Annotated in this window: 1 protein-coding gene; it reads left to right on the top strand. The window is 65.9% G+C overall.

Annotation, left to right across the window (positions count from 1 at the left end; translation table 11 throughout):
• On the top strand, window positions 1-264 hold a 264-nt coding region (locus NLU14_RS22130), incomplete at both ends, for a LysR substrate-binding domain-containing protein (RefSeq protein WP_275710661.1).

The raw sequence follows: 264 nt of genomic DNA, 5'->3' as shown, positions 1-264 counted from the left end.
CCTCGATGACGCCGGTGGCGGCGCCCTCTCATCCGCTGGCGACCTACAAGGGCAGGGTGCCGCTGTCGGAGGTGCGCCAGCATATCCAGCTCGTCGTGTCGGACGTCTCCAAGACGACGGAGGGCAAGGACTTCGGTGTCTTCGCCTATCGCACCTGGCGCATGACGGACGTATCGACCAAGCGCGATCTGATCCTGTCGGGGCTCGGCTGGGGTGGCCTGCCGACATGGATGATCCTGGAGGATGTCGGTGCCGGACGCCTGA

The organism is Marinobacter iranensis (assembly GCF_029207565.1).
GTDB lineage: Bacteria > Pseudomonadota > Gammaproteobacteria > Pseudomonadales > Oleiphilaceae > Marinobacter > Marinobacter iranensis.
This window is presented reverse-complemented; position numbering and strand designations above follow the sequence as displayed.